The following is a 20,140-nucleotide window of genomic DNA, read 5'->3' as shown; positions in this document are numbered from 1 at the left end:
TTTTTTGTTACTATTAATAATGAGAAAAAATAAAGTAGTAGGGGAAATAAAATGAAAAAAACAATTGATCATATCGGCATCGCAGTTCGAGATATAGATAGTACGATACGTTTTTATGAAAAGGTGTTGTCAGGAACTTTAATAGATCGTTACGTAAGTGAAGCGCCTGGTGTTGAAAGCGAAGTAGCCATTCTTGAAGTGGATGGAGATAGAATTGAATTACTTGCGCCTACGAATAATACGACATCTCCAATAGCGCGCTTTATTAAACAAAAAGGTAAAGGTGTTCATCACGTGGCATATCGTGTCGATGATTTAAATGTGGCCCTAGAAGAGCTAAAAGAACAAGGTATTCGAACGTTAGAGCATACACTTCGAATTAATAAGCACGGTAGAAGACTAATATATCTTAACCCAGCGGATACAGAGGGAACAATCATTGAGTATTGTGATTATCCGGAAGAGAAGTAGAGAAATTTTATGATGGAAGAAGGGCATTACGTAATAACGTAATGCCTTTTTTATTTATGTATTTCACACTTTCTTCACAAATGATTCACGATTACTTTTCTTCCTCAGGAACTTACATAAATATATTTTATGATATAATAACAATCTACTTTAAAAATATAAGCTGTATCTATGAAGGTAGTTACTATTGTATTAGAAGTTTAGCGGTGAGAGACAAACAAAGAGTTATACCGTATAGAAGATTATATTTAATAAGGTTAATATTTCGCCGAAGAATAAAACCTGAGAATTTTAAGGAATGAAAGTATAGCGATGAGGAAGAAAGAAGTGAAATGATTGTGAAAGTAATGAAAAGGTTAGGGGCATGGCTATTCATTGCATGTGTGCTTATTATATTGATACCAAAAAGTGCATCTGCTCATGCGTACATTGTGAAATCAAACCCTGCTGAAAATGAAACGTTGAAGAAAGCACCAGCTGTTGTGCAAATTGAATTCGATGAGGACATACAAGTCTCAAGTTTTAATACATTGTATGTGAGAGATACATCAGGTAAAAGGGTCGATTTAAAAGATGCTAATATTGATAAAAAAAATAAAAAGCTATTAGAAGCTGGATTAAAAGAGAATCTCAAAAACGGTCTCTACTCTATTCAGTGGAAAGTGATTTCAGCTGATGGCCATCCAATTCAAGGAGTTATTCCATTCCGTATTGGATTAGCAGAAGCGGGAGTAGACGATGTAAAGGTAGAAGAGATGGGGTATGTCCCGCAAATTGATATGATTATGGAACGTGGAATTTTATATACAAGTTTCTCACTATTTATAGGAGTGCTCTTCTTTAATCTTATTATGTATAAGGGTAATGCAACCTCGGTACGATCAAGGAGTAAGAACATAATATGGATCTCCTTATTTGGGATATTGATTAGTTTGTTATTCAATCTACCACTACAAGCGAAAATAAATGCGGATGTTTCATGGCTAGAAGCATTCAATCCTTTACTATTAAAAGAAACATTACAGCTTTCTGTCTTTGGTTATATATGGATTACTCAAATGACTCTTATTAGTTCGCTTATAATCGTTACGTATTTTGCGATGAGGCGTGAGAAGCTGTCGTCGTTTCAAGTATGGAGCGTTCCAATAGTATTGTTTATTGGGCTACTTGTTATGAAAGTATTTAATAGTCATGCATATGGTTTAAAGTTTAAAGACATTGCTGTCGTTATGGATTTTTTACATTTATTAGCAGCTTCATTATGGATTGGTGGTCTATCGTCCATTATTCTTCTTTTACGTAAAGAGGATGACAAGTGGAGTATGTATTGGGATATGATTAAGCGTTTTTCACCGTGGGCAACAGGTGCGGTCATTGTGATTTTAATAACAGGTCTTTTTAACAGTACATTCTTTATTCCAACAATCCACTCGTTATTTGATACGAAGTATGGATTAGCTTTATTAGCAAAGATACTTTTATTCATTTTCATGGGGATATTGGGAATTATTCATTATGTGAAAGGGAGAATGAGAGCGGAGCAAGGATTAGGTGCTACGGTGAAAGTAGAGTTTATCATTGGAATTATCATTTTCGTAATCGTAGCTTTTATGACAAACGTACAAACACCACCGATGCCTCCTACTGGACCTTTTACAGAGAGTAAACAATTAGATAATGGATATGAACTTACGTTACATGTAAGTCCTAATAGAGTAGGACAAAATATATTCCATATTACTTTAAAGGATGAGAATGGACAACCTGTTACTGATATGGAACAAATTATATTAACTACGCAATCGTTAGATATGAATATGGGAAAAGGATCATTTAAAGTTTCGGGAGTTTCACCGGGAGAATATGAAGCAGAAGGTATGTATATTAACATGACAGGCAACTGGAATATACAAGTACATGGATTAACAAAGTCTCTTGATAGCTTTGATACGGATTATAAATTTATTGTAGGTGGCAGATAAAGAGACGTTATAGATGAAAAGGAGCTAATAGAAAATGAAACGCATAAAAAAATTAGGAACAACAATGATCGCAACAGTAATTGCAATGGGAATTTTTTCGTTACCTGTTAGTGCGCACGTTACTGTAAAGCCAGCAACTTCTGACATTGGTTCTTGGGAGACTTACACGATAAAAGTACCAGTTGAAAAGAATGTAGCAACAACAAAAGTTACACTGAAAATACCGCCTGGTGTGGAATTCCAACAGTATGAACCAGTGCCAGGATGGAAAGTGGAAGAACAAAAAGATAATGATGGAAAAGTTAAAACTGTAGTATGGGAAGCAACAGGAGAAGGGATTTTACCCGGTCAGTTTCAGCGGTTTACTTTCGTCGCTAAAAATCCGGATAAAGAACAAAAAATAGCTTGGGATGCATATCAACAATATAAAGATGGAGAAATTGTTGAATGGACAGGCGATGAAAAAGCTGAAAAACCACATTCACTTACTACAATTGCAAAAGGTACGTCACTAACAGGAGAACATGGTGAAGTATCTAATGTAGAAAAGAATGAAGGTACTAGTAAAATACAAGTAATAGCGATAGTCTTATCTATTTTAGCGATTGTATCGTCGGTAGGTGCGTGTGTTTTTGTAGTACGTCGTAAAAAGTAAGATATAAGAAAGAGCCTACAAACAGTAGGCTCTTTTTCATATTTATTTCACTTCAACCTGCTGCCTTACAGCAAGCGTTTTCGGCTTTATATTTACGAAGCAAATACTCACTACAATAAATAATAGTCCGATGAATAAGCTAATCGTAATGGCCTCATGTAAGAAAATTGAACTTACAATAATAGCGATTAGTGGAATAAGAAATGTATAAGCCCCAACTTTACTTGCTTCACCAGCTCCAACGAGTGTAAAGTAAGCAAGCCACCCCATTGCAATAACAAAGAATGAAATAAAGAGTAGTACACTAACAAATGGCATACTCCAAGCAATACTAGACCAACTTTCAAATTCTGAGCCAAATCCGACTAAACAAAGACCGCCGATAAGCAGCTGAATTGTTACCATCCAAATGGCGTTCACACGGTGACCAGTTTTTTTAATAAATACTGTTCCAAGTGCCCAGCCAATCGCACATCCTAATGCAAGAAGAATTCCAATGACAGAAATATGTCCAGTTAAACTACTAGAGCTAATCACTCCTACACCAATAAATCCAAGTACAAGCCCGAAAATTTTCAAACCGTACATTGATTCTTCAAGCCAAATCCACGAGAAAATACCAAGTAAAACAGGTTGTAAAAATACGATAGCGGAAAATAGACCAGCAGGCATATATTGAAGACCTACAGTTTGTAACCCGTAAAATATAATGATGTTAAGTAAAGAAGAAATAACGTATAAATGCCAAGTTTCTTTTAAGTGTAACTCTTTGTATTTCGGTAATGCGAACAGGAGTAAAATGAATCCTCCAATTAAAGTTCGAATGCCTGCAAATAAAACGGGTGGTGTATAATGCAAGGCAAACTTAGATAAAGGCCAATTGATTCCCCACATGAAAACGAGAAAGGTAAGGATTATGGCCGTCTTAGTTCGAGAAAGCTGTGTCACTGTAAGACCTCCTTGTTGTTATTCATTTCACTATGATATGATATCGACTGTAATAAATAAAATGAATCTTTTTTATGAGGAGTATAAGTGATTAGTTATGACTATTACACAACTACAAGTATTAATAAAAACTGTTGAGTTAGGTAGTTTTACGAAGGCTGCTCGGGTGTTAAATATGACGCAACCAGCTGTAAGTCATGCGATTTCAGGTATAGAATCAGAGTTAGGAGTTACGATTCTTATACGGGATAAACGAAAAGGGTTACTCGTTACGGATGTAGGAAACAGAATTCTTGTACATATTAGAGAGGTTTTGAGCAGTGTAGAGAAGATTGAACAAGAAGTTGCAATGGAGAAAGGGCACGAAGTTGGGACGATTCGAATTGGGAGCTTTCCGAGTGCTTCTGCACATTTCTTACCAAAAATGATAAACCATTTTAAGGAGAAGTATCCGAACTTAGAAGTCGTTCTTTGTGAAGGAACGATTAAGGAAGTTGAAGATTGGTTAGTATCGAGGGTTGTTGATATAGGAATTGTTATTTTGCCTAATAAAGAGATGGAGATTGTTCCATTAACGAAGGGGAAAATGGTTGTTATTTTAAGAGAGGATCATCCTCTTTGTAAGAAGGAAGCTATTACAATTCGTGATTTGGAGAATGAACCGATTATATTATGTAAGGGCGGATACGAACCACCCATCATTGATATGTTTAAACAAGCCAACGTACCACTTCGGGCTGAGTATGTAATTTCTACCGTTACTACCGCTTTAAATATGATTCAAGAAGGGCTAGGTATTGCAATATTAGCTGAATTATCTTTAACGAATTTACCAAAAAATGTGCAAACGAGAGAATTAGAACCACAAGTATGGAGAGAAATTGCTTTAGCTGTTCCTTCATTAAAGGATTCTTCAATCGCTGTGCAGCTATTTATTGAAGAATTTCAAGGGCTATTTGCAGAATAAAAAGAGGTGTCTCATATATCGTAATGGGACACTTTTTAATTTGCTTATAAAAAATCTATGAAAAGGATTGACTTATCTTTTAGTTGTAACTATGATGATTACATCAAGGTGGTGATCACGATGAAAATTAGTAGCCGCTTTTCCATAGCTGTTCATATTTTATCTATTTTGAAAAACAATCCATCTTCACTTTGTACTTCAGACTATATGGCTGAGAGTGTCAATACAAATCCAGTAGTTATTCGTAAAATGATGTCGTATTTGAAACAAGCTGGCTTTGTTTACGTCAATCGTGGACCGGGTGGCGCGGGATTACTAAAGGATTTACATGAAATCACATTGTTAGATGTGTATCATGCAGTGAACGTAGTTGAAGAAGATAAGCTATTTCATATTCACGAGAAACCGAATCCAGATTGTCCAATTGGAGCAAATATTCAAGCTGTATTAGAAGTCATTTTGATTCAAGCGCAATCCGCGCTGGAAGAAGTTTTGAGAAATATTACGATGGGTCAATTGTTTGAATCGTTGCAAGAAAAAATGCATGCTTAAATCATATTTATATTTTTTTTATCATCAATGTAACTAATTTGATTACAACCAAAGGGAAGGTGTAAAAGTTATGACTGTAAAAATGAAAGTATACTCAGATTTTATATGTCCGTTTTGTTTTTTAGCAAAAGGTCCATTAGATGAGGTAGCGAAAGAGAAAGATGTAGAGATTGAATGGATGCCATTTGAGCTGCGTCCAAGTCCATATTCAAAAATAGATCCATGGAATGAACCAGAAAAATTAGGTTCATGGGATGCTTTCATTCTTCCGACAGCGAAGAAGTTAGGAATTGAAATGCGCTTGCCACGTGTTTCACCACATCCATATACACATTTAGCTTTTGAAGGATGTCAATTTGCGAAAGAACGTGGACTAGGTAATGAGTATCATCACCGCGTATTCACAGCATTTTTCCAAGAAGAGCAAAACATTGAAGATATTGATGTGTTAACAAAATTAGCGGTAGAAGTAGGTCTTCCTGAAGCCGAATTTAAAGATGCTTTAGTAACTCGTAAATATAAAGAAAAGCATCAAGAAGCAATTCAGCACGCATATGAGGAAGCGAATATTATGGCTGTTCCAACTGTCATGATTGGAGATGAAGTCATTCAAGGGCTTGCTAGTAAAGAAACACTAGAAAGGGTTATTGATAAAGAAATTGAAAAGGATAAAACAAATTCATTTGAAGGTATGCAATGTAATACCGATGGATATTGCTAATTCGCTTGTTATGAAATAACAAAATAGATCATAAAACAAACATTTGGAGGAATTAAAATGTCAGCAACTACAACAAACTTAAAAGAAGCAATCGTGAACCGCCGTTCGATTCGTAAAGTAACAAAAAACGATGCAATTACGAAAGAAAGAATTGAAGAAGTGTTAAAAACAGCTTTACACGCACCAACATCTTTCAATATGCAAAGTGGTCGTATGGTTGTATTAATGGATGGAGAGCATGAAAAGTTTTGGGATATTGTAAAAGAAACATTAAGAGCCCGCGTACCAGCAGAAAACTTTGAAGCGACTGTAGAAAGACTAAAAGGTTTTCATGCAGGTGTAGGGACTGTACTATTCTTTGAAGATCAAGCAACTGTAGAAAAAATGCAAGAAAACGCACCATTATATAAAGATCAGTTCCCATTCTGGTCTCATCAAGGAAATGCAATGTTACAACATACTGTGTGGATGTTATTATCTGCTGAAGGAATTGGGGCGTCATTACAACATTACAACCCAATCGTAGATGCTGAAGTGAAAGAAACTTGGAACATTCCAGCTGAGTGGAGCTTAGTAGGTCAAATGCCATTTGGTGAACCAAACGAACAACCAGCAGAAAGAACGTTCTTGCCTACTGAAGATGTAGTGAAATTTTATTAAGAAATACAATATGTAACGAGAAGGAAGCTGTGCTTAAAAACAGCTTCCTTTTTTGTAGTGGTGTTAATTTATGCGCATTTAGGGAAGAAATATAAGAAATAATCCGTTGAGAAGGGAATTAGGAAAATGAATGATGAGAAAAAATATACAGTGGTAGGTACTGATGTTGAGGAAGTAAAGCGTTTAAATAAAAATTCAGGGTTAACGTATAATCAAGTGAAAGAAATGTTAGCAAAGCAAATGCAAAAAAAGAAGTAATTAGATTGAAATCTTTCATTTTTTCATTTAGCATTTTGATTGGAGAGAGTTAAGTAAAAGGTAACTCTCTTTTTCGTATAAAGAAGCACCTTATAGAGTGGAGGAAGCAACATGAAGAAATGGGTAAAGGTAACGCTGTCTATCGCTGGAGGCATTGTTTTATTAGCGTGTGCTGGCGGATATCACGTATATAAAAACTATTTTCCAAAGAACCTGAGTGTACCTTATACTCTAAAAATAGAGTGTTAACGATTATCTTTCGCAGCAAAAAACGTACCGGTAAAATCGTTAGAAGAGATTATGGCGTTTAACGAATTTCTCGAAAGAATTCTCCTTCCTCAAGCGTGTGAAGGGCATAGCCCAACGATAGGTGGGAGATGAATTTCGGTTTGGCGCAGCCAAAATGCTTTGCCTTTTATTTTTCCCTCCAATATAATCAGTCTTATAAAGGGTAAAGGGTGGTATATCAATGAAGTTAGATAGCAATAATCATTCAATGTTCTTGTTGTATTATCACCTTGTATTGGTCGTGAAATACTGAAGAAATGTATTTGATGATGATATGTCGGACTATGCAAAAGACATGTTTGTCCGACTATCTGAAAACTATAACATCACATTAGTTGAATGGAATCATGATGTAGACCATGTGCATATCTTATTCAAGGCACATCCGAATACAGAAATAACAAAGTTCATTAATGCTTATAAAAGTGCAAGTTCTCGACTCATCAAGAGAGACTTTCCCCATGTGAGAAAGAAACTTTGGAAAGAAATGTTTTGGTCAAGAAGCTTTTGCTTGATTACTACGGGTGGTTACCGATCGATGTAGTAAAGAAATATATTGAAAATCAAGGGAAAAGTGAGGTGTAGGAAATGTTAAAATCATACAAATATCGTATCTATCCAAATAAAGAACAACAAATGTTTTTCTCAAAAACATTTGGATGTGTTCGATTTGTATACAACAAGATGCTTGCAGATAGAATCAAATCTTATCAAGAATCACCGGATAAACTTGATAAATCTGTTACATATCCTACGCCTGCACAATATAAGGCTGAATTTCCATTCCTAAAGGAAGTTGATAGTCTTGCGTTGGCAAATGCTCAAATGAATTTGAATAAAGCATACGCTAACTTTTTCCGTGATAAATCTGTTGGATTTCCGAAATTCAAAAGTAAGAAAGATAACCATCGTAGTTATACAACAAATAACCAAAAAGGCACGGTTTACATTGAGAGTGGTTATATCAAGCTGCCCAAACTAAAGACCTTGGTAAAGATTAAACAGCACAGACAATTCTTTGGATTAATTAAGTCTACTACAGTGTCTCAAACACCTACTGGTAAATACTTTGTATCGATTTTAGTAGAAGAAAATGAGCAATTGTTTCCTAAAGTTGATGCAAAAGTTGGTATTGATGTTGGGCTAAAAGACTTTGCAATATTGTCTAATGGCAAGAAATATGAGAACCCTAAATGGTTGAGAAAAGCCGAAAGAAGATTAGCTTTTCTGCAGCGCTCTTTGTCGCGCAAAAAGAAAGGTTCAAACAATAGAAATAAGGCCAGGTTACAAGTTGCAATACTTCATGAGAAGATTGCGAATCAACGCAATGATTTTCTTCACAAGATAAGCAATGAAATCACAAACGAAAACCAAGTAATTGTGATTGAGGACTTGAAAGTGAAGAACATGCAAAAGAATTACAAATTAGCAAAAACAATCAGTGAAGTATCTTGGGCTAAATTCAGAGAGCACCTTGACTATAAAGCAATATGGAAAGGTCGCGATTTGATAGTCGCACCTAAGAATTATGCGAGTAGTCAATTGTGTTCTTGCTGTGGTTATAAAAATAAGGAAGTCAAGAATCTAAGCCTTAGAGAGTGGACTTGCCCTGAATGCAATAGCCATCATGATAGAGATGTAAACGCAAGTATAAACTTACTAAAATTAACCACGTAATTGGTATTTTCTTTAGGGGTAGGTACTACCCTTATAGCTTGGTAAATATAGATAGCTAATAAAAGTATCTACTTCCCAAGAAGCTCCCACTTCAAACAGCCCGTAAGGACGTTAAGTGGTGAGTAGTTCACTAAAAAGGATAGTAATAGACGAATAAAATATGGACAAACATTAATTGAGGCGTCTGAAAAATCTGCTATAACGAAAGATGAGTTTGAAAAAGTAGTGCAAACGAGTCAAGAAAATGCAAGAAAAGAGCTAGATAGATATTTAGTAGAAAAAGGTTTGGATGCTCTAGTTATGATTAATAACGAGGAAGTTCTTCTATCAGCTATAGCTGGCTATCCAGAATTAGCGGTGCCAGCAGGATATGATAACAATGGAGAGCCAGTAGGTGCAGTGTTTGTCGGGAAGCAATTCGGTGAGAAGGAACTGTTCAATATTGGATATGCGTATGAGCAGCAGTCTAGAAATAGAAAATCACCTAAATTGTAAAAGGTTAAACGAAAAAAAGAGCTCAACTGAAGTAAGTAGGTGGGCTAATATAAATAGAATCTAACAATATAAAAAGAAAAAAAGGATTCTTCCTAATTAGTAAGAAAGATTGTCTATAGAAGTTCATAAAATGTAATATATTCAATTTCCATCCATTGAAGGGGGAGGTTAAATCTTAATGAATGAAGTGAAAAATTTTTTTCGAAGTAGAGGGTTTCAACGGTTTCTCGTTTTAATAATAGTAGCGCTTGTATTATATGGATTAAAAAGTATGATCAATTTAATATTAATTACGTTTATACTGACATTTTTAATGGATCGATTTCAACGTTTTATTTCAAAGAAATTGAAAGTGAATCGGAAAATTGTTATTGCCTGTTTGTATATCATATTAGTTTCCTTTATTGGCACGACATTGTATAAATATTTACCTGTGTTAACGATACAAATTTCGCAATTGATTTATCAATTTAAATTGTTTTTTCAAAACCCGCCTGATAATGAAATCATTAAATATGCACTTTCGACAATTAACGGAATGGAAGTATCAAAGTATATAGAACAAGGTGTAGATGTCATCTATCAATCGATAGCAAATATAGGGAAGGTAAGTTTACAAATATTATTGTCTCTCATATTAAGCTTATTTTTCTTATTAGAAAAAGAGCGTATTATTACATTTACTTCTAAATTTAAAGAGAGTAAGCTAAAGATTTTTTATGAAGAGATTGCATATTTTGGCGAAAGGTTCGCAAGATCATTCGGTAAAGTAATTGAAGCGCAGTTTTTAATTGCGGTTGTAAATTGTATTCTTACTGTTATTGCATTAATTGTTTTAGGATTTCCGCAGCTTCTCGTATTAGCTGTTATGATTTTCTTACTTGGATTAATTCCTGTTGCCGGGGTAATTATTTCCTTGTTTCCACTTTGTATTATTGCATATAATGTAGGCGGAGTTATGTACGTGGTATACATACTTATTTTCATTACAGTAATCCATGCTCTTGAAAGTTATTTTTTAAATCCGAAGTTTATGTCTGCGAAAACAAATTTACCAATCTTTTATACAGTTATGATTCTCATCTTTTCTGAACATTTCCTTGGAATATGGGGGCTTATTATCGGGATACCAATCTTTATCTTTTTATTAGATGTACTTGATGTAAATAATGAGGAATCGATTAAAAAATAGAAAAATAAAGTAAAAAGCAATCCAATTTATTTTGGATTGCTTTTTACTTTATATATTAAAGAACTGGAGCCATTGTTTCTTTCAACACTTGAACAGAGTGATCGAATTTTAATTCTTCGTCTTCACTTAATTCTACTTCTAAAATTTCACGAACACCGCTGCGATTTAAAACAGCAGGTACACCGATATACACATCTTTTTGACCATATTGACCTTCTAAGTAAGCCGATACAGTTAATACACTATTTTCATCATTTAAAATCGCTTTAGTAACACGTAGAAGTGACATACCAATACCATAATAAGTTGCACCTTTTCGCTCAATAATATGGTAAGCTGCATCACGAACGTTTATGAAAATTTTGTCTAAATCTTCTTGATTATACGTGTTGTCTTTTTCAAGCAGTGTTTGTAGTTTTTGAATACCTACTGATACGTGGCTCCAAACTGGAAGTTCAGTATCGCCATGTTCGCCGATAATATAAGCGTGAATGTTGTGTGGACCAATATTGAAGTACTCACCTAACATATAGCGGAAACGAGCAGAATCAAGTGTTGTACCAGAACCAATTACGCGCTCTTTCGGTAAACCAGATTCTTTCCAAGTTACGTAAGTTAAAATATCGACAGGGTTAGTTGCGATTAAGAAGATACCATCGAAGCCGCTATCCATAATACTACGAACAATTTGTTTAAAGATTTTTGCGTTTTTCTCAACTAAATCTAAACGTGTTTCGCCTGGTTTTTGTGGTAATCCAGCCGTAATGACTACAAGATCAGCATCTTTACAATCTTCATAGCTACCTTTCCATACTCTAGTTGGAGCTGGCGCGAATGGAACAGCATGACTTAAATCCATTGCTTCCCCTTCAGCTTTTGCTTCGTTTACATCAACTAAAACAAATTCTTCAGCCACAGCTTGATTAATCATGCAGTAAGCATAACTACATCCAACCGCTCCTGTTCCTACTAATACAACACGGTTAATCCCTTTTTTCATTTCAAAATTCCTCGCAATTTCATTAATTTTATTATGTAAGATAATACGTCTTACTTCTATAGAGTCATATCTAGTTTATTACATTTTATAAAAGATATTCAAGTAATTGAAAATGTATCCGTGCAATTCTTTGCATGAAACATAGGAAGTAAGTTAATCGAATATAATGCAATAAAATCCTTTATTGAAGGGGAAAAGGGCATGATGCAGCCATTAACGATGGAAAGAATGCTTCATATTATTAATGTGGGGCTCGTTAAAACGAAGAATCCAAAGCATATTATTATTGCTGGTGCAGGGATTTCAGGATTAGTTGCAGCATCATTATTGAAAGAAGCAGGTCATAATATAACCATTTTAGAAGCGAATAACCGAATAGGCGGAAGAATATATACGATGCGTGAACCGTTTAGCAGAGGTTTATATTTTAATACAGGGCCGATGCGAATTCCTGAAACACACGAGTTAACTTTAGCATACATTCGTAAATTTAAATTACCGTTAAATCTTTTTATAAATAAAACCGCTTCAGATATTATTTATACGAATAATATTAAAACGAGATTGAGCATATTCGAAAAAAATCCAAGTATACTTGGATATCCAATTTTGGAGAGCGAAAAAGGTAAAACAGCAGAAGAATTAATGTTGGCAGTATTAGAACCCATACTAAATTTTATAAAAAAAGATCCTAATAAAAACTGGATTATCGTTGAAAAAAAGTATAAAGCATATTCGCTCGGCACATTTTTAACTGAATATTATTCAGACGGTGCAATAGACATGATCGGGGTACTTCTTGATATGGAAGCTTATATGGGAATGTCTTTAATTGAAGTATTACGGGAAATGATTTTTTTTACTTCAACGACGAAATATTATGAGATAACAGGCGGAATGGATGCATTACCAAATTCATTTTTACCAGAGTTAAAAGATAATATTTTTATGCTGTATAAAGTAGAAAAAATTATACAGGAAGATAATAAGGTAATGATGCAAGTAACAAATGAACGAACATTACATTCGTTTATGGTAAAAGGTGATATTGCTATTGTCACAATTCCATTTTCAGCGTTACGATTTGTAGAAGTTCAGCCATACCATTTATTCTCTTATTTTAAAAGACGAGCAATTCGTGAATTGAATTATATTGCTGCAACGAAAATTGCCATAGAGTTTAAAAGTAGATTTTGGGAGAAAGCGGGACAGTGTGGTGGTAAATCTATTACAGATTTACCTATACGTTTTACATACTATCCGAGCTATGGCATTCATACTCCAGGACCAGCTATCGTTATAGCAAGTTATACGTGGGCAGATGAGGCATTAACATGGGATAGTCTCTCGCAAAGAGATCGTATTCGTTACGCATTAAAAAATTTAGCGGAAATATACGGTGACATCGTCTATAGTGAGTTTGTCACTGGAACCTCTTTTAGCTGGAGTCAAAATCCGTATTCTTGCGGCGCATTTACAGCGTTCGAACCGGGCCAAGAGCTCGAGTTATTTCCGTATATTACACCACCATCTGGGAAAGTACATTTTGCAGGAGAGCATACGACATTAACACATGGATGGATGCAAGGAGCAATAGAGTCTGGAATTAGAGTTGCGTATGAAGTAAACGAACAGTGAAGATATATTTACAAATCACGACTCTTTTAATAAAATAATAAATATAAATCGTAATTATTACGCTTTGAATACGTTTGAAATAAAGAAATGGATGGTCGATCAAATGAATAAAGTAGAAATTCATATATTAGGTGGCTTTTTAAGTAGTGGAAAATCAACGCTATTACAAAATTTATTGTTAGCGGAGAAAAAGAAGAATAGAAAAGTTGCAGTATTGATGAATGAAATTGGTGAATACTCGGTAGATACCGATATTATTGGAAAAGAGAATGTTTTAAGGGAACTTCTGAAAGGATGTATTTGTTGTACGTTAAAAGAAGAGCTTGAAATACAGTTGCATTCGTTATATCAGCAAGAAAGACCAGATGTCATTTATATAGAAACGACAGGTGTTGCGCATCCAATTGAAGTGTTAGATGCATGTGTATCACCAATTTTAGCACCTTTCTTAGAAGTGAAATCCATTGTAGTCGTTTTAGATGCAGTAAGATGGTTAAATCGAAGTGTATTAAGTGCAAACGTTCAGCAATTATTGCATGAACAACTGAAGTTTGGTAGCCACATTTTAATTAATAAATCAGATTTACTAACAGATGCGGATAAGAACAAAGTAATAGAAGAAGTGAAAGTGATAAATAATCATGCGAAATTGTTTGAAACAAAATATTGCAATATATCTTTAGAAGACATAGAAGAAGCTGAATTTACGAATGACGCGGAACATGAGACGCTACATGTAAAACAGCATTTACATATACAAACGATGACATATCAATTTACGAAATCGATTGATCAAGATAAATTATACGAATGGCTTTCAAATTTACCAGATAGTATTTATCGTGTGAAAGGTTTTGTGAAATTTCATGGAGATAAATACCCGCACTTATTCCAATATTCGTTCGGGGTACCGACTTTACTGGAACAAGACTTCGGTTTCCCGACGAACTTGGTAGTGATAGGGGAAGGGCTAGATAAGAAGCGATTGGCTGAAGGGTTAGAGGAAGTGGAAAATAATTAAGTGTTTTTTACATAGGCTGCAATAATTGACTTAAGAACTTAAGTTAATGTAGTGTAGTGCTATCCTAAAGGAAATTAAAAAATTCCTCTTGGTAGATAGCACTATTTTTATACCGTAAACAGTTATTTTTAACTTTTAAAACACTTACAGAAAATTAGTTTTTTAAGTCTTTATGGATAACGTCAAGAATTGAAAAATATACGGGTAGTGTAATCCCTTCTTATAATGGTGTTAAGAAAGGATTTTTCATGAAGTAATCATCAAGTAAATTCGGTATACAAATGTATACCGAATTTACTTGATGATTTGAGGTATATGTAAGTTGAATTAAGTTTATAATTCCTTTTTTAGGTCAAATTCAATAATAAGTTCGTTTATTATAAAGTCTAAACATTGAGCTTGGCCTAAAAGACTCTCTCTTATACAAGAGAATTCATTTTGTGTCATTTGACTTGAGATTATCTCTTTACGGGAAATAAGGCGTTTAGTATGATCGATTATTTTGCCTCTTCTAAATGTTTCTGCCATCTATACCACTCCGTTTATTGCATACGTTTGTATACAAAATCAAGGTTGAAAAATAAGGTTTTTAAGGAACCTTTTGTAAGAAAAATTCCCTGAAACTATTTTAAATATGCAAAAAAAGAAAAAGTAAAATAGAAAATATTTTCCTTCGAAGACATATATTCAAAAGAAAAAGCACAATATAAAGAGGTTATTCTTATGCTACACTTGGTAAGACCCACGTTTTATGTAAGAAGATATTTAGCTTTTAAAATTGATGATATGTTGAACTGACTGCTCATACAACAAAGCTTAAAACTAATGCACACATAATTAGAATACTATTCATTTCAGGTGAAGTATCCAAATTAATAAGTGCAATGATAGAAACAAGTAATATGGTCTATTGTCTGTGAATAATAAAGTTGTTTAAAACGTAATAAAGTCCTATATAAAACAAAATAGTTGTTAAAAAAGTGGTGTGAAATTGGGGTTTTATACCACTTTTTATTTTTTCTTTGTATAATATAAATAATAGAATCCTCTATACAAAGCAGAAAGAGCTATTTACCAAAATGATTATCGAAAAAGTTAAGGACAAACAATAGTTATAAATCATCATTAAAGGGAGCTTAATTTCAATGTATATTTCAAATATCAATATAACTAATTATAAAAACTTCCGTACCAACTCTATAGATTTTAATAATGGTATAAACGTTATTTTAGGACATAATAATGCTGGTAAATCAAATTTATTACGAGCATTAGCATTAATTTTTAATTCTAATAGTAAAAAGCATTTATCAATTGATGATTTTAATAAAAACATACCAATAGAAGAATTAAAAGAATATCCACCTAGTATTAAAATAACTGCTACATTAAAGCAAGACGACTGTGAAGACTTAATGAGTGATGACTTAGTGACTGTAAGTAACTGGCTAACTAGGTTAGAAGAACCTTATGAAGCTAAACTGCAATATGAATTTTATCTCCCAACTAAGTTTCATGAAAAGTATCAGAGCGTAATAAATGAAGCGGAAAATATATTTGAAGTATGGCAAGTTATTCAAGATGAATTTCTGAGACTGTATACATATAAAATTTGGGGTGGAGAATCTACTAATCAAATAACTGCTGATAGTGAATCATTACAAAAATTTGATTTTCAATTTTTAGATGCAATAAGAGATGTTGAACGAGATATGTTCAGCGGGAAGAATACGCTGTTAAAAAATGTTTTAGATTTCTTCATGGACTATAACATAAAATCTGATAAAACTTTAGAAAAGGAACAAAAAGAAGCGGAAATTAAAATCAAAAAGAAAAAATTGGGAGAATCCGCAGGAGATTTAATTTCACTATTGAATGAGCGGATGACAGAAGGGAAAAAACATATTTTATCATATGCACAAGATATAGGTGCTTCATATGATAAATCTACTCCAAATTTCGATGGAAGTATAACAGATATTGAACTTTATTCTGCTTTAAAATTAATAGTTGAATATAAGACAGGTATTAAGATGCCTATTATTAATAATGGACTTGGATACAATAATTTAATATTTATGTCGTTATTACTTGCAAAAATGCAGGTTGATGCAAGTGAAGACTATTTAGGTAGTAATGCTAAGGTATATCCAATGTTAGTTATTGAAGAACCTGAAGCACACTTACATCCTACAATGCAAAGACAATTATTAAATTTTCTTAAAAAAAATTTAAAGAACAAAAAAGTGAGACAAATTTTCGTTACTACACATTCCACTCATATAGCCGGTGCTGTGAATTTGGATGAATTAATTTGTATATATAAAAATCAAAGTGAAACTTTAATTGGTTATCCAGGAAAAACTTTCGGTGACAATAAAAAGAGTAAAAAATACGTTCAAAGATTTTTAGATGCTACTAAATCCAATATGCTATTCGCCGAAAAAATTATTTTCGTAGAGGGATTGGCAGAACAGTTACTCATGTATATATTCGCTGAATATTTGAATGTTTCTCTAGAAGATAATCATATAGCAGTAATAAATGCGGATGGAAAATATTTTGATCACTTTTTACATTTATTTAATATTTCAAATCCAAATGCTATTAGAAGAAAAATAGCTTGTATAACAGATAGAGATCCAGAGTGGAAAAATTTAAACCCTAGCGATAAGTCTAAAAAAATATCATTTAAAAAGTGTTATCCATTTGAAATGTATATAGAGGAAACTGGGTATGAGTATAAACGAAATGAAGAGAAAAATGGTTATCCTGATAATATTAGATTCTTTATGCAGGATGAAAACTATGGTAAAACATTGGAGTACGACTTGGTTCGTTTTAACCCAAAATTTAAGGGATTGGTTACAGAGTCTACTACCAATAGAACAGAGATTTTTAAGTTAATGGATCAATATAGTGAGGGTAAATCATTAGATACAATGCTTGGGAGTTTGAATACTTCAGAAGAAAACGAACGGATTAGAAAAGCATTAGCAGATGAAAGATTAAAATGGAAAGACGAAGATAAGAAAAAAGCATTAATTGCTTCAAGATATTTAAATTCAGTGGGAAAAGGAGAAAATGCATTAGAATTAGCTTATGAACTAGAGGAAAACTTATTGAAAAAAAATATAGCTGGAGAAGAAGAAAGCACTAAATTTAAAGAGTTTATCGTACCAGATTATATCAAAGAAGCTATAGAATGGATGTGTGAAGAATGATTCTTATTTCTTCTGAAGATACAATAGATATTGAGCAACATTTCAAAGTTACTGCGGGGCCTGGCGCCGGTAAAACGCACTGGCTAATTAATCATATTAAAAACACATTAAAAAATTCTAAGAGATTAGAGAAAACTCGAAAAATAGCATGCATAACATATACAAACATAGCTGTAGAAACTATTTTAAACAGACTAGGAACTCAATCCGTCAGTCAAGTAGAAGTTTCAACTATTCATAGCTTCTTATATAGTCATGTTGTTAAACCATATCTTACTCATATAGCAGAACTATTTGACATAGAAATTCAAAAAATAAAGGGTCATGATACGATCGAACCTAAACATAATAAAGTTCAATTTTGGTTAGAAAATCATTCTATGAATGATAAGTTAAGGCACCCATATACAATAAATCAATTGATAAAATTACCAGAAAATAAAGAAGCACTATTCGATTGGTTATCGAGTGTTAAATATAGTTTTAATAGTGAACTAAAATTAAATTTAAGAGGTAAGGATAGTAAGGCTAAGCAGTTACGTAAGATAGTAAAAATTTTAGAAACAGATTTATTTAGTTATAAAAAAATATATTGGAAGGACGGTAAAATCGATCATGATGATGTGCTGTATTTTAGTTATGAATTGATTACACGGTACCCCTTTATTTTAAGTGTGTTACGTGCTAAGTTCCCTTATTTTTTTATAGATGAATTTCAAGATACTAATCCGATTCAAGCTAAGATAGTATCCTTATTAGCAGAAGAAGAAACTATTGTAGGGGTAATTGGAGATCCTGCACAATCAATATATTCATTTCAAGGTGCTAGTATAGAAGAGTACCTTAAATTCAAAATTGAAAATCAAAGTGAATATACTATTACAGAAAATAGACGAAGTTCAAATCAAATAATAGATTTATTAAATGAAATTAGAACAGATATTGATCAAACTACAATTAGAAATGTAGACCATGATAGACCTATCTTATTTGTAGGGAATAGCATGGAGGCATATAATGAAATTCAAGAAAAATACGGTAATGGCATGTTCATTCAAACCTTAGCTAGAGATAATCCAACCGCAAATGCAATGAAATTTGCGGTAGACAATAGTAAGCTAAATACTAAACTATTAGATGAATTAGCTTTAAAGGATAATACCAAGCGCTTTAATATTATAAAAAATTCAATGGAAGCTCTAGAGTTTGCTAAACATAGTGATTATAAAAATGCTATAAAAATAATGAGTGCTAATTTTATTCGTTATTCTGAAAAAGAGCAATTCAAAAAATCCGTCTTAGTCTTACAAAAATTAATACAAAGACAAGGGACACTTTTGGAAGAGCCTTTAATGGAATTCTATCAATTAATTAGAGAAGACATAGAGATGCCTGGTTTTAGAAAAGGTGCTAGCCAAGATTTTTATAATACATATTCTTATAAAGAGGTAGCACTATGTATAACCTATAAAGAAGATATTAGTCAGCATCGGACTATTCATAAATCTAAAGGGGATGAGTTTCAAAATGTCTTATTGATAGTAGATACGATAGAGTTTCTTACTAACCCAAACTTAGCTGAAGATGAAGAACAACGAATTTATTATGTAGGTATAAGTAGAGCTATGGATAGACTATTTATAGTGACGCCCGAATTATCAAAAGTGAATCGAGCAATAATAGAGTCTAAATTCAATTTTCAAATAATAGATTTAGAAAAAGAACCGCAATTAATTTAAGGTTAAATATAATTGGAATCTTAGATAGTATAAAGGAAGCTATGTTTAATTATTCGCTTTGTGAAGAAATGTACTTAAACTAATGGGTGCGTTAGTTGAATTAGAATTAAATAACTTTATTATCTCTTTATACTTATATGACGAGTTTAAATAAAAAAAGCCTCTCAATTTATCATAAAAAAGTAATATTATATGCTCAGTTAAAAGAATAGAAAATGGGGGTTAATGAATGAGCTATACAGATTATCGACTATTAGATTCACTAGGGGAAGGAGGAAATGGTTGGGTTTACCTTATGCGGGATAATTCTAATAACGAATTTGCAGTTAAAGTTTCAAAAATTAACGATGAACAAGTTAAAAAATCAAAGGGAGATTATACAAGGTTAAAATTAGAAAGATTTAAAACAGAAGCTACTAAAGTACATGAGTTATACAAAAATGGCCAGCAAGGTATAATTCCAGTCGAAACTTATGAATTACCATGTGAAAAAACTGGTAAGTATTTTTTCGTTATGCCTAAAGCAATTCCTTTAGAAGAAAAGGTAAAGGACTGTAATAAGATTTATGAACTAATAGGGGTCACCATACATGCCCATCAACTTAAGAACGAAAACAAAATGAACTTTCGTTCAAACAAACTAAAAAACACG

Annotated in this window: 17 protein-coding genes and 4 pseudogenes; 18 read left to right on the top strand and 3 right to left on the bottom strand. The window is 33.0% G+C overall.

Going from position 1 to position 20,140, the window contains the following annotated elements; genetic code table 11:
* Positions 1-51 precede the first annotated feature (51 nt).
* The 3 genes from PDQ68_RS13405 (at position 52) to PDQ68_RS13395 (ending at position 3,108) form a co-directional block, all read left to right on the top strand.
* Complete coding sequence (locus tag PDQ68_RS13405) at positions 52-471, top strand: VOC family protein (RefSeq protein WP_061182693.1); 420 nt, start codon at positions 52-54, stop codon at positions 469-471.
* Positions 472-803: 332 nt separating this feature from the next.
* Positions 804-2,453, top strand: coding sequence for a copper resistance CopC/CopD family protein (locus PDQ68_RS13400; protein WP_061182694.1), 1,650 nt, complete (start codon positions 804-806; stop codon positions 2,451-2,453).
* A 34-nt stretch (positions 2,454-2,487) separates the two neighbouring features.
* Positions 2,488-3,108, top strand: coding sequence for a YcnI family copper-binding membrane protein (locus tag PDQ68_RS13395; RefSeq protein ID WP_061182695.1), 621 nt, complete (start codon positions 2,488-2,490; stop codon positions 3,106-3,108).
* A gap of 42 nt (positions 3,109-3,150) precedes the next feature.
* Here PDQ68_RS13395 and PDQ68_RS13390 read toward each other — a convergent pair whose 3' ends face one another.
* The gene (locus PDQ68_RS13390; protein ID WP_000192788.1) at positions 3,151-4,056 is read right to left on the bottom strand and encodes a DMT family transporter; all 906 of its coding nucleotides are present in this window, start codon (positions 4,054-4,056) and stop codon (positions 3,151-3,153) included.
* A 97-nt stretch (positions 4,057-4,153) separates the two neighbouring features.
* On the opposite strand from PDQ68_RS13390, the gene PDQ68_RS13385 reads away from it, so the two are divergent.
* The 10 genes and pseudogenes from PDQ68_RS13385 (at position 4,154) to PDQ68_RS13340 (ending at position 10,866) form a co-directional block, all read left to right on the top strand.
* Positions 4,154-5,023 carry a LysR family transcriptional regulator gene (locus PDQ68_RS13385; RefSeq protein WP_061182696.1) on the top strand — a complete coding sequence of 290 codons (870 nt, stop codon included), beginning with the start codon at positions 4,154-4,156 and terminating at the stop codon, positions 5,021-5,023.
* Positions 5,024-5,143: 120 nt separating this feature from the next.
* Positions 5,144-5,575, top strand: coding sequence for an Rrf2 family transcriptional regulator (locus tag PDQ68_RS13380; protein WP_061182697.1), 432 nt, complete (start codon positions 5,144-5,146; stop codon positions 5,573-5,575).
* Positions 5,576-5,645: 70 nt separating this feature from the next.
* Complete coding sequence (locus tag PDQ68_RS13375) at positions 5,646-6,296, top strand: DsbA family oxidoreductase (RefSeq protein WP_000216684.1); 651 nt, start codon at positions 5,646-5,648, stop codon at positions 6,294-6,296.
* A 57-nt stretch (positions 6,297-6,353) separates the two neighbouring features.
* Positions 6,354-6,956 (top strand): nitroreductase family protein, encoded by a 603-nt coding sequence (locus tag PDQ68_RS13370; protein ID WP_001277021.1) that lies wholly within the window; start codon positions 6,354-6,356, stop codon positions 6,954-6,956.
* Positions 6,957-7,082: 126 nt separating this feature from the next.
* Positions 7,083-7,214 (top strand): hypothetical protein, encoded by a 132-nt coding sequence (locus PDQ68_RS13365; RefSeq protein WP_000997344.1) that lies wholly within the window; start codon positions 7,083-7,085, stop codon positions 7,212-7,214.
* Positions 7,215-7,325: 111 nt separating this feature from the next.
* Positions 7,326-7,486 (top strand): annotated as a pseudogene (locus PDQ68_RS13360) (amidase family protein); the annotation flags it as partial.
* Positions 7,487-7,683: 197 nt separating this feature from the next.
* Positions 7,684-8,087, top strand: a pseudogene (gene tnpA, locus PDQ68_RS13355) (IS200/IS605 family transposase).
* Positions 8,088-8,090: 3 nt separating this feature from the next.
* Positions 8,091-9,179, top strand: a complete 1,089-nt coding sequence (gene tnpB, locus PDQ68_RS13350; RefSeq protein WP_061182698.1) for an IS200/IS605 family element RNA-guided endonuclease TnpB — start codon at positions 8,091-8,093, stop codon at positions 9,177-9,179.
* A 126-nt stretch (positions 9,180-9,305) separates the two neighbouring features.
* A pseudogene (locus PDQ68_RS13345) lies at positions 9,306-9,674 on the top strand (amidase family protein); the annotation flags it as partial.
* A 178-nt stretch (positions 9,675-9,852) separates the two neighbouring features.
* On the top strand, positions 9,853-10,866 hold the full coding sequence (locus tag PDQ68_RS13340) for an AI-2E family transporter (RefSeq protein WP_061182700.1): 1,014 nt from the start codon (positions 9,853-9,855) through the stop codon (positions 10,864-10,866).
* A 55-nt stretch (positions 10,867-10,921) separates the two neighbouring features.
* Here the strand turns inward: PDQ68_RS13340 and PDQ68_RS13335 are convergent, their stop codons facing one another.
* Positions 10,922-11,866 (bottom strand): L-lactate dehydrogenase, encoded by a 945-nt coding sequence (locus tag PDQ68_RS13335; protein WP_061182701.1) that lies wholly within the window; start codon positions 11,864-11,866, stop codon positions 10,922-10,924.
* Positions 11,867-12,067: 201 nt separating this feature from the next.
* Here PDQ68_RS13335 and PDQ68_RS13330 point away from each other — a divergent pair, with 201 nt between their 5' ends.
* Both PDQ68_RS13330 and PDQ68_RS13325 read left to right on the top strand, forming a co-directional pair.
* Positions 12,068-13,504: a flavin monoamine oxidase family protein gene (locus tag PDQ68_RS13330; RefSeq protein ID WP_061182702.1), complete on the top strand. Its 1,437-nt coding sequence runs from the start codon at positions 12,068-12,070 to the stop codon at positions 13,502-13,504.
* Between the two features lie 103 nt (positions 13,505-13,607).
* Entirely contained in the window at positions 13,608-14,525 is a 918-nt protein-coding gene (locus tag PDQ68_RS13325) for a CobW family GTP-binding protein (protein ID WP_061182703.1), read from the top strand.
* Between the two features lie 333 nt (positions 14,526-14,858).
* On the opposite strand, the gene PDQ68_RS13320 is transcribed toward PDQ68_RS13325, so the two are convergent.
* Positions 14,859-15,053 (bottom strand): hypothetical protein, encoded by a 195-nt coding sequence (locus tag PDQ68_RS13320; protein WP_000852178.1) that lies wholly within the window; start codon positions 15,051-15,053, stop codon positions 14,859-14,861.
* Between the two features lie 617 nt (positions 15,054-15,670).
* Between PDQ68_RS13320 and PDQ68_RS13315 the strand changes: the two genes are divergently transcribed.
* The 3 genes and pseudogenes from PDQ68_RS13315 to PDQ68_RS13305 form a co-directional block, all read left to right on the top strand.
* Entirely contained in the window at positions 15,671-17,749 is a 2,079-nt protein-coding gene (locus PDQ68_RS13315) for an ATP-dependent nuclease (protein ID WP_270786833.1), read from the top strand.
* Positions 17,746-19,488 carry a UvrD-helicase domain-containing protein gene (locus PDQ68_RS13310; RefSeq protein WP_061182359.1) on the top strand — a complete coding sequence of 581 codons (1,743 nt, stop codon included), beginning with the start codon at positions 17,746-17,748 and terminating at the stop codon, positions 19,486-19,488. The genes PDQ68_RS13315 and PDQ68_RS13310 overlap by 4 nt, the downstream gene beginning before the upstream one ends.
* Before the next feature lie 229 nt (positions 19,489-19,717).
* Positions 19,718-20,140, top strand: a pseudogene (locus PDQ68_RS13305) (hypothetical protein); the annotation flags it as partial.

It is taken from the genome of Bacillus cereus group sp. Bc010 (assembly GCF_027716745.1).
In the GTDB taxonomy this organism is placed as follows: domain Bacteria; phylum Bacillota; class Bacilli; order Bacillales; family Bacillaceae_G; genus Bacillus_A; species Bacillus_A pacificus.
The sequence above is the reverse complement of the archived record's forward strand: the minus strand, read 5'-3'. Positions and strand labels throughout refer to the sequence as shown.

Coding starts and splice junctions, on each gene's coding strand:
- PDQ68_RS13405 (WP_061182693.1), top strand. CDS start 52: ATGAAAAAAACAATTGATCATATCGGCATCGCAGTTCGAGATATAGAT.
- PDQ68_RS13400 (WP_061182694.1), top strand. CDS start 804: ATGATTGTGAAAGTAATGAAAAGGTTAGGGGCATGGCTATTCATTGCA.
- PDQ68_RS13395 (WP_061182695.1), top strand. CDS start 2,488: ATGAAACGCATAAAAAAATTAGGAACAACAATGATCGCAACAGTAATT.
- PDQ68_RS13385 (WP_061182696.1), top strand. CDS start 4,154: ATGACTATTACACAACTACAAGTATTAATAAAAACTGTTGAGTTAGGT.
- PDQ68_RS13380 (WP_061182697.1), top strand. CDS start 5,144: ATGAAAATTAGTAGCCGCTTTTCCATAGCTGTTCATATTTTATCTATT.
- PDQ68_RS13375 (WP_000216684.1), top strand. CDS start 5,646: ATGACTGTAAAAATGAAAGTATACTCAGATTTTATATGTCCGTTTTGT.
- PDQ68_RS13370 (WP_001277021.1), top strand. CDS start 6,354: ATGTCAGCAACTACAACAAACTTAAAAGAAGCAATCGTGAACCGCCGT.
- PDQ68_RS13365 (WP_000997344.1), top strand. CDS start 7,083: ATGAATGATGAGAAAAAATATACAGTGGTAGGTACTGATGTTGAGGAA.
- tnpB (WP_061182698.1), top strand. CDS start 8,091: ATGTTAAAATCATACAAATATCGTATCTATCCAAATAAAGAACAACAA.
- PDQ68_RS13340 (WP_061182700.1), top strand. CDS start 9,853: ATGAATGAAGTGAAAAATTTTTTTCGAAGTAGAGGGTTTCAACGGTTT.
- PDQ68_RS13335 (WP_061182701.1), bottom strand. CDS start 11,866: ATGAAAAAAGGGATTAACCGTGTTGTATTAGTAGGAACAGGAGCGGTT.
- PDQ68_RS13330 (WP_061182702.1), top strand. CDS start 12,068: ATGATGCAGCCATTAACGATGGAAAGAATGCTTCATATTATTAATGTG.
- PDQ68_RS13325 (WP_061182703.1), top strand. CDS start 13,608: ATGAATAAAGTAGAAATTCATATATTAGGTGGCTTTTTAAGTAGTGGA.
- PDQ68_RS13320 (WP_000852178.1), bottom strand. CDS start 15,053: ATGGCAGAAACATTTAGAAGAGGCAAAATAATCGATCATACTAAACGC.
- PDQ68_RS13315 (WP_270786833.1), top strand. CDS start 15,671: ATGTATATTTCAAATATCAATATAACTAATTATAAAAACTTCCGTACC.
- PDQ68_RS13310 (WP_061182359.1), top strand. CDS start 17,746: ATGATTCTTATTTCTTCTGAAGATACAATAGATATTGAGCAACATTTC.